At 65.0% G+C, this 8,566-nt stretch carries 12 protein-coding genes; all 12 read right to left on the reverse strand.

Annotated features, from left to right (window positions below):
• Window positions 1-44: 44 nt before the first annotated feature.
• A complete protein-coding gene (locus AX750_RS22615; RefSeq protein ID WP_066719816.1) occupies window positions 45-455 on the reverse strand; it encodes a hypothetical protein in 411 nt (136 codons plus the stop codon).
• 75 nt (window positions 456-530) lie between these two features.
• Window positions 531-932, reverse strand: a complete 402-nt coding sequence (locus AX750_RS22620; protein WP_066719820.1) for a DUF3085 domain-containing protein — start codon at window positions 930-932, stop codon at window positions 531-533.
• Between the two features lie 217 nt (window positions 933-1,149).
• A complete protein-coding gene (locus tag AX750_RS22625; protein ID WP_066719822.1) occupies window positions 1,150-1,764 on the reverse strand; it encodes a DUF1419 domain-containing protein in 615 nt (204 codons plus the stop codon).
• Between the two features lie 102 nt (window positions 1,765-1,866).
• On the reverse strand, window positions 1,867-2,061 hold the full coding sequence (locus tag AX750_RS22630; RefSeq protein ID WP_066719846.1) for a hypothetical protein: 195 nt from the start codon (window positions 2,059-2,061) through the stop codon (window positions 1,867-1,869).
• Between the two features lie 2 nt (window positions 2,062-2,063).
• The gene (locus AX750_RS22635) at window positions 2,064-2,318 is read right to left on the reverse strand and encodes a hypothetical protein (RefSeq protein ID WP_066719824.1); all 255 of its coding nucleotides are present in this window, start codon (window positions 2,316-2,318) and stop codon (window positions 2,064-2,066) included.
• A gap of 67 nt (window positions 2,319-2,385) precedes the next feature.
• Window positions 2,386-2,772, reverse strand: coding sequence for a hypothetical protein (locus AX750_RS22640; protein ID WP_066719826.1), 387 nt, complete (start codon window positions 2,770-2,772; stop codon window positions 2,386-2,388).
• A gap of 190 nt (window positions 2,773-2,962) precedes the next feature.
• Window positions 2,963-3,796 (reverse strand): hypothetical protein, encoded by an 834-nt coding sequence (locus tag AX750_RS22645; RefSeq protein WP_066719834.1) that lies wholly within the window; start codon window positions 3,794-3,796, stop codon window positions 2,963-2,965.
• The gene (locus tag AX750_RS22650; protein WP_171019684.1) at window positions 3,793-5,280 is read right to left on the reverse strand and encodes a DUF87 domain-containing protein; all 1,488 of its coding nucleotides are present in this window, start codon (window positions 5,278-5,280) and stop codon (window positions 3,793-3,795) included. Before AX750_RS22650 ends, AX750_RS22645 begins: the two co-directional genes overlap by 4 nt.
• Before the next feature lie 113 nt (window positions 5,281-5,393).
• Window positions 5,394-5,918 (reverse strand): hypothetical protein, encoded by a 525-nt coding sequence (locus AX750_RS22655; RefSeq protein ID WP_066719838.1) that lies wholly within the window; start codon window positions 5,916-5,918, stop codon window positions 5,394-5,396.
• 130 nt (window positions 5,919-6,048) lie between these two features.
• Complete coding sequence (locus tag AX750_RS22660; protein WP_066719840.1) at window positions 6,049-7,344, reverse strand: TRAP transporter large permease; 1,296 nt, start codon at window positions 7,342-7,344, stop codon at window positions 6,049-6,051.
• Between the two features lie 4 nt (window positions 7,345-7,348).
• The gene (locus AX750_RS22665; protein WP_082735467.1) at window positions 7,349-7,918 is read right to left on the reverse strand and encodes a TRAP transporter small permease; all 570 of its coding nucleotides are present in this window, start codon (window positions 7,916-7,918) and stop codon (window positions 7,349-7,351) included.
• Window positions 7,915-8,566 (reverse strand): TRAP transporter substrate-binding protein (locus AX750_RS22670; protein ID WP_197426587.1); only part of this gene is annotated, 652 nt, incomplete at its 5' end. The genes AX750_RS22670 and AX750_RS22665, both read right to left, overlap by 4 nt.

Raw genomic sequence — 8,566 nt, forward strand, 5'->3', positions numbered from 1 at the left:
GCCCGGCACGGGGCCGGGCGTTGTGGGGTCAATCGCAGGTGGATTCAGGCGGTGACGTCGTCTGGATCGCGCCGTCCCTCGAGAATGGCTCTGGCCTTGGCGACGGCGGCCTGTGCGTTCGGTAGCCAGCGCTGGAAGTCGACCGCTGAGATGCCCATGGGCTGCGCGGGAATGGCGAGTTGGGTCAGGAGCTCGCCGAAATGCTCGACCTGGCGCTGAACCGTATCGCGGCATTGGCTCGGGATCGGAACAGGCTCGCCGCGATCCGCGACGTCAGGGCCGGCCCAGATGTCGCTGACATAGGTGTCGCCGGCGGATTCGTGATCCTGCTTCGAGCCGTCCCAGTCGTCGTCCTCGATGGAGAGCCGGCAGGCCTCGGCCAGGCTCGGCGCCTCGTAGCTTCGCTGGCGGTAAACGGGCAGGAGATAGGTGGTTTCGATGGTGAAGTGCGGCATGATCGGTTCTCCTGGTCGAAAAAACGCAAAAACCCCGCGCGAAGGCGGGGCGGCGGATTGAGCTGAAGAAAGGTGTCAGTGCTTGACGATGACGCTGATCCCGATGCTGTTCTCGTCTAGGTCGAGGCGCAGATGGGTGGCGGCGTCTCGCTGATCGGCAACGGGGAGGATTTCTTCGGCTGCGATGAACTCGACGCCGTCATCCCCGCCGAAGTAGCGAGTCTTGTATTCGAACCAATCCGGATTGGTGCTTGGATTGCACTGATCGGCGTAGCAGACCAGTGCTTTGCCATCGTCCGGAAGACGACCATTCGAGATCAGATACACACTCTGATCTCCGACGAGCCAAAGGCCGGGTCGTAGGCCCTTTCCGGGCACGAGACCGCCATGGGGATCGCGAAAGCCGCCATTGGCGGCAGCATCCGATTCGCCACGCGCGATGACCGCGCGCACCGCGGCAAGCGGGAACGTGAACATGGAGTTCTCCTGATTTTGGGGTGGTCGGACTCGGCTGGAGTCCCATGGAGGCCGGGATCGCGAACGATCTCTCAGTGGCGCGCTCTCCAGCCCAGCGCCCGCCCCTCCCCAGCCCACCTCCGCCTCTCGCGACGCCGGCCCGCAGCCGACCTGCACGCCAGACCCATGACGCTCGGGCCATTCGTGGTGTCAGCCGAGGCGTGGACCCTTGCGGCCTTCAGGCCGGGGCATCGTCATCCGAGGCGTTCCACCTCGCCTGGGGCGCCAGCTTCTCTTCGATTTCGGCGTCGGTCAGCTGCTCGAGCAGCTTCAGGACCGTGCCGAGGGCTCCACCGTTCACCAGGATGGTGCGTTTGCCGAGATGTTCAGTGGGCCAGGCTTTGGGATCCACAGCGCCGGCGATCCCTTTGAAATCGTCGGGTGCCCATGCCCAGATTGCCTCAAGCTTTTCGGCGCGCGTCATGCTGTCAAAAGCCCGCGTCTCGAAGGCGATGATCGCGGCGCGCATGCGCTCCGGGCTCTGGGGGTCGGAGAGATCGCAATAGCCGTGGAACCATCGGCGCCGTCCGCGGACGGTGATTTCGAAGAAGATCGAGGCAATGGTCCCGCGCTTGGTGACGGCGAACATGCCCGGGCGCGAGAAGAGCGGCCCCCAGATCATGCGCGCGAACTGGTAGCAATCCTCCGTTACCTCGAACCACCCTGCTGAACAGGTGTCATCGGAGAGGCGTTGCTCGATAGGCGGATCCTCTCCAAGGCCCAAGAGCTGATACATTTGCTGGGCGCCAGTGGGAGTCGGGAAAATCTTCCGAAAAGGTCGATCGGTCGTCATGGCATGCCCTCGGATGTCTGCCTGCCTCGCAGGCGCGCACCGACCGTCCATGCCCTTGCGGGCATGGAGCTGGATCGGCGAGGTGGCGGGTGTGCTGCGGCGTCAGAGCCGAAAGCGATGAACGATCTGCTGTGCGTCGCGGTGATGCTTCAGCATCTGACGATAGAAGCTCTTGCGAGCTTCGCGCCTGTCGGGATCGCGTCGCGAGGCGGGATCGAGCTTGTTGTGCGCGGCGCGCACCACGTTGCGCCACGGCGCGAGGACGTGGAGGTTGAGCCGACGATAGGTGCCGAGCATGATCATGCCTCCTCGACCGGAGACGGAGGTGGTGCGGGCTCGGCAACGGTGAAGACGACGGTTTCGCCGTCGATCCTATGAGGAACCGCCCTGGATAAGAGCTGATCGACGGCCGCGGCGGGGACGCCCGGCCAGCCGTCGACGACGACGCGGCGCAGAGCCGCTCGATCGTGTTCGAAGGCGTAGCCATTGATGGCCCAGGCGATCACGCCTGGAGCGTGGACGAGCTCATTGGAGCCAAGCCGATAGGTGGGCATGACGACCTCTTGCAATTTGTGAAGGTGAGGAAGGTCCGGACAGGCCCGGCCTTGGCGCGATGAAGCGTCAGGCCGCGTGCGCGTTGGTCGGCGTCGGCTTGCCGACGCCGGTGATGCTGCGAACCCTGGCGGCGAGGGCCGGGATATCGTCCAGCAGCGCGAGCGGCGCGAAGGTGTTGGGACCACCGATGAAATCGCGCCTGCCCTTGCAGGATCGGATCAGGATGCCGTGTCCTGAGGACAGGCCGTATTGCGCGACCTGCACATAGGCTGCGTCATGATGGAGGGTGATCTCGCCCGAGACGGCGATGCCACCCTTATTGGCGCGGATATCGTAGGAGCCGGGGGGCAGGCCCAGCTCGGCGGCGAGCTGCTTCACGCGCGAACGGGCGGTTGCATGGAAGCGCCGCTTTTGCGCGTCGTCGTAGGAACAGGATTTCGTCCAGTCGAACATCGGGATCTCCCTGAAACGGATGCGCCCGGCGATCGCGAAGCGATGCCGGGCGCGGGGGTTGAAGGAATTGTTGGGTTACGTCAGGCGGCAGAGCTGCCTTCGGCGATCGGGGCGGGGACAAGTTCGTCGCGAGGAGCCCAGGAAGAGCGATGGTCGCCTCCGAGCTCGGCCAACAGCTCGATGACGTGTCTCACGAGCACTCGCCCGCGATCAGAAGGACGAAAGGGATCTTGTCGACCTTCCGAAGATCGACGACCTCGAGGTTGTCGATGATCCATCGCCGAAGGGCGACAGGCTCGATGTCCCAGGAACTGCCGCCCTGCTGTGAAAGCCGCCTGTCGCCTCGCTTTTCGGCCGGCAGATCGCCCGCGAGAATACGCGCAGTCACGAACTTGCCGTCGACGCCGAGGATCGCCGCGGCTTGCGTTGCCGAGAGCTCGGGCCGGGTCGCTCGCCGGGAGAGAGAAAGCCGCTTCGCCCGGACGACGATTGCCGTCGGCGAGCGCCGGAAGCCGTGCTCACGGAAGATGGCCGCGGCCTTGTCCGGCTGATGAAGCGGGACACTGCTCATCAGGGCATCCTCGGCTACCGTCCATCGCGGCTCTTTTTTATGCCGGACGGTCAAGCCGAGGATCGTCAAGCGCTTGGTCAGCCACCAGCGGGGAACATCGAGGCGGGTGGCGAGATCCGAAACGGCGCCCTTTCGGCTGGGATCCATGTCGATCCATCCGTCGCGGATCAGCTGATCGAGTTCCGGACTGGTGCGGTGGCGCTGCCGCGCCGCTGGCGAGGTGCTCGCTTTCAGGCCGAGCTTCTGTGCCTGCCCGTAGACGCCGGCAAGCGTGCGGTGCTCGGCGAGCCTGGCGAGGCAGGCTGCGGCCCCGCCATCGGGGAAATAGCGCCGGAGGACTTCGTTTTCCGTCTCGGTCCAGAAGCGCTTGTCGCGCTTGCCCGGGACGTAGGGAACGGAAAGACGGGGTTCGTGGCGGCGGGGCTTTGCGAAGGAGACGGGTTTGAGGCTCACGGCGCCATTCCTTTCGCGATCCGCACGGCGCGGCCATCGTGCACATCGTCGATGTCGATGGCGCCGCAGGTGTCGAGCAGGGCGAGCGCGGCACTGACGCGGCCGGAATCGATGCCGAGATAATCGGCGAGGTCAGCGACCGCCGCGCCCTGCGGTACGAGCGGCGCTAGGACCTCCCAGACCCGGCCGGCGTCGGCGAAAGCGGCCTCCCGGATGAAGGCACGCACCGAGCGCGCGCCGGCGGGCAAACTCATGTCGGATCGAGCCTCGCCGTCAGCTTCGGAGACCGCCTGGAGTTCGTCGAGGTCGAGCAGGCGGACGGCGTCCTCGGTGCTGATCGGCGACGGCGTCGCGATCTCCGGCCGTGCTCCGATGTGGCGGGTTTCGACAGGGCCGATGCGCAGCATCGCCGGCGCGCGAGAGAATGCCGGCCCGGACGCCACGAAATCGCCGGGCAGAAGCAATGGCAGCCGATCGAACGCTTTGCTCGCATCCCACCCGATGGTTTCGGCGGCGCGTCGAATATCGATGTCGAGCGTATTGAGGCCGATCAGGAAATTGAGGACCTCCGAAGAGACCGATTTCGCGAGCCGGGCGATACGTTGCGTAGCAAGGACGCTGGCGAGACCGCGCTTGCGGCCGCGGCTCATTAGATCGGTGATCGTCTGCGTCGCCGCTTGCCGGACAGAGGTCGCGGCCAGTCCCGCACCTCCGAATGGAGCGAACAGATGAGCCTCGTCGATTGCGATCAGCAGGGGGTGCCAGTGTTCGCGCGGTGCGGCGATCAGCGCACCGACGAACGCCGTGACATGCTGCATCTGGGCTTCCCGGTCGATCTGCGAGAGATCGAGCAACAGCGACAGGCGATGCTCCCGGGCGCGGGTCGCGGCGATCGCAAGAGCTGCGGCGTCGAGCCGAGCGCCGTCGAGGACGGGGAAGTCGAAACGCCGCGCCAGCGAGACGAACTCACCCTCGGGATCGATCACGATCTGCTGCACGTGGCCGTGCGTCTGTTCGAGGATGCGTCGCAATGTCCAGCTCTTGCCGGCCCCGGATGTGCCCTGGACGAGCAGACGGCCATCGAGGATCTTCTCGAGATCCAGACGGATCATGCCACCGAGATCGGATAGTCCGAGGTCGATGGCGACGGCGCTGCGCTCTGATGCCGGCTGCTTGGCCGTGGGCTGCGCGTATCCACGTTCGGCGGCGAATGCCGTCGCCAGTTCCCGCTCGATGGGCGCGAGGCGAGAATACTCCTGGTCGGTGACCGTTGCTCCGAAAGTCATGACGGCTCTCCCGCAGTGGGTGAGCCGACGCGGTTGTTCTTCGAGGGATTGAGATGAGGCTTGAACGTGGTCTTCGCCATGGTGGCATCTCCGTGACGGGCGGACCGGAATCTCCCGCCGGACCTCCAGACCCGTCGCGGATCTCTCACCCTCCTCTGCCTCTCCACCGCGCCCCGCTACCCGCCGCCCGCCAGCCAACTGCGCGCAAGAGATGCAACGGGAATGCTCCGCACCAACCGTGGCGAGTTTCGGCGAGGCTGGACCTGCGAAGCTGCATCTGCCGCCCGGGTCGATCGGGGCTGAGCGAGCCCTCACGGCGAAGGAGCGTGAGCCCATCGACTCCAGTGTCGCATAACCATTTCATTGGCGACCAGCCGCAGATCCTGGAGGTGGTAGAAGAGACCGACGATCGCGATCATGCCGAGCTCATCGAGCCGCTTCAGCGCGCGATCGAAGCGATCCATATAGGCGTCCCGCAACTCGCCATAGGCCGTAAAGGCCGTGTTGATCCAGGGCTGGATTTCGCAATAGCCTTCCGGCGATCCGCCCTGCAGATTGATCGTGACACCCAGGACGCCGAACCGCCGGTAGGCCAGCAGCATGCCGAGGAACTCGGTGACGTTCCGCTCGGGGTCCCATGTTCTCGTGTCCGGGTAGATCCAGGGCGCCCGGGTTTCCGGATTCAGGTCATCGAAGATCGCATTGACCATGCGCATCGATATGAGTTGGCCTTCGACGCGCTGCCCCTTCCAGAACCTGCCTGGATAGGTCGGAACTCCGTCGAGAAGAATGTCCTCGCCACGCAGGGATATCGTGACCATGTCCGTGCGTCCCATTCGTCCATCGCCTCGGGGCTTTGCCATCGGTCCTTGCGCGACCCTCGCCATCGCCGGGTCGCTCGCCGTCCGGCGCGACAGCGAGGAATGTGCAGGTCGGCAGCCAGACGTCTCGGCTGCCGACCCCGGTTCAGTTGGTGAGCGAAATCACCAGCTGCGGGAGCCACTGCGTGAGCGGCGGATAGTAGGTCAGCAAGAGCGTGACGAAGAAGGTCGCGCCCATCAGCAGCCAGAGATGGCGGGTGATTTCGGCGATGCTGGCCTTTGCGAGCTTGGCGGCGACGAACAGGGTGCCTCCCACCGGCGGGGTATACAAGGCGATCGCCAGGTTGGCGGTCATCACCACGCCGAGATGGACGGGATTGATCCCGAACGCCGCTGCCATGGGAATGAACAGCGGTCCGGCCATCAGCAGTGCCGGCAGCGGCTCGATGAACAGGCCGAGCAAGAGCAGCGCGACGTTCAGAAGGAGCAGGAACACCCATGGCGACTGCGCGACAGATGCGACCCAGTTCGACATGTGGAAGGCGACTTGCTCGACCGTCAGCAGCCAGGCCAGAGCGCCCGTCGCACCGATCACCAGCATCACGGTGGCGCTGGTGATGAAGGCCTTGAGGAGGAGGTCGGGGATCTGGCTCCAGCGCAGGTCCTTGTAGAGGAACATCGAGATGACGATCCCGTAGAAGACCGCCACAGCCGCTGCCTCGGTCGGGGTGAAGTAGCCGCTCCAGATACCCCCGACGATCAGAATCGGCAGGAGTAGCGCCGGTCCGGCGGCATAGGCCGCCGTGAGAACTTCGCGCAGCGGCGCGCGGGGGCCGCCGGGGTCGCATGCCGTCGATTTTCCGTGCCAGATGCAGATCGCGATCATCGCCGCCGCGCTCAGGAGCGCCGGTATCAGCCCCGCGATCGACAGCGACCGCATCGAAGTGCCGGAAATGAAGGAATAGACGAGGAATGGCACCGAAAGCGGCATCAGCAACGCCAGCGTGCCCGCCACCGAAAGCAGCGCAGCGGCGAACCCGCGTGAATAGCCGCGCGCGATCATCGTCGGGATGATCAGCGAGCCGATCGCGGCCGTATCCGCAATGGCCGAGCCGGAGATCCCGCCGAACATCAGGCAGGAGACGACAGTGACGACTCCCAGCCCGCCCGGAAGCCAGCCGAACATGACATAGGCAAAGGCGACGATGCGCTGGCCGACACCTCCGCTGGCGAGGAGTTCGCCGGTGAAGACGAACAGCGGAACCGCGATGAGCATGAACGGCTCGACGCCGCTGACAAAGGACAGGAGCAGCGTCTCGAAGGGATGCTGCATGCCGTAGAGCGCGATGATGCCCAGAGTCGTCGCGAGCATCGCGAACATGAGCGGGATGCCCGCTATCGCGAGCGCGAAGAAGACACCGAAGATGACGATGGCCAGCATGGCATCAGTTCTCCTGATAACGCTGGTCGCGGGGAATGCCGCGGAGGATCAGGATCAGGTCGTAGCCGATGAAGAGGATCATCAGCGCGGACGACAGCGGCAGTGGCATGTACTGCCAGGCCATCGGCCAATCGAGCGTGGTCAGAACACTGCCCCAGCTGCTCTCCACCATGCGCCAGCCGTAAAACAGCAGCAGCGCGAGCACCGTGAGGCAGAAGGTCTGAACGGCCGCATCCGCCCAGCGGCGCCTGGCCGGCGGAAGCTTGTCCAGCAGCTCGGTGATCGACATGTGCACATTGCGCCGGGCGGCGGCGACGCCGCCCAGAAAGGTGACCCAGACCATCATGAACTCGCCGAGCTCGGTCACCCAGGCGAGATCGTGCGCCAGCAAATGCAGCACGACATTGATCAGGACGATCGTGATCAGTGAAGCGCCGATCATGATCACCGCCAGATCGACGATCCGGCTCACCCATTCCAGGGGAAGCGGCAGCCGACGACTATCTGCAACAACAGGCTCGGCGCGTCCGAACTGGGGCGCCTCGGGAGCATGGGCCGGTCGCGGATTCGTCATTTCGGCTGCGTCCGAAGCGCTTCGGCCTCCTTGATGAAGGCATCGGCGTCGGCACCATATTTCTCGCGCGCCCTGTCGTAGACGGAGGCAACGGATTGGCGAAACGCGTCGATCCGGGGTGTACGATTGACCTTGGCGCCCTTGGCTTCCATCTCCTTCAGCGAATCCGCATCGCGGGTGCGGATGAGATCACGCATGAAGGGGGTCACTTCCTGCGCCGCGCGCAGGATCAGCGCGCGATCCGTTTCGGAGAGCCCCTGCCAGGTCTTCTCGGCGATCACGACCGGGGTCGGGCTGTAGACATGGTTCGTCAGCGTCACATGGGGCGCCACCTCGTAGTATTTCTGGGCGTTGACGGTGTCGATTGGGTTTTCCTGGCCCGCGACGACGCCCTGCTGGATCGCCATGTAGACCTCCGGCAGCGGCATGATCTGGACGCCGAACCCCATCGCTTCGAGCGACCAGCGCATCATCTCGTTGGCGAAGCTGCGCAGCTTCTTGCCTTTGGCGTCTTCGGGACCGTTCAGCGGGTCGCGCGTCGTCATGACACGGAAACCGCCCTCCCAGGGGGCGAGGAAGCGGAAGCCCTTCGCCGGCGCCTTGGCGAACTGCTCCTTGAGCCAGGCGGACTCGTCGTAGAATTTCCAG

It is taken from the genome of Methylobacterium sp. CCH7-A2, from assembly GCF_001557075.1.
Lineage (GTDB): Bacteria > Pseudomonadota > Alphaproteobacteria > Rhizobiales > Beijerinckiaceae > Allobosea > Allobosea massiliensis.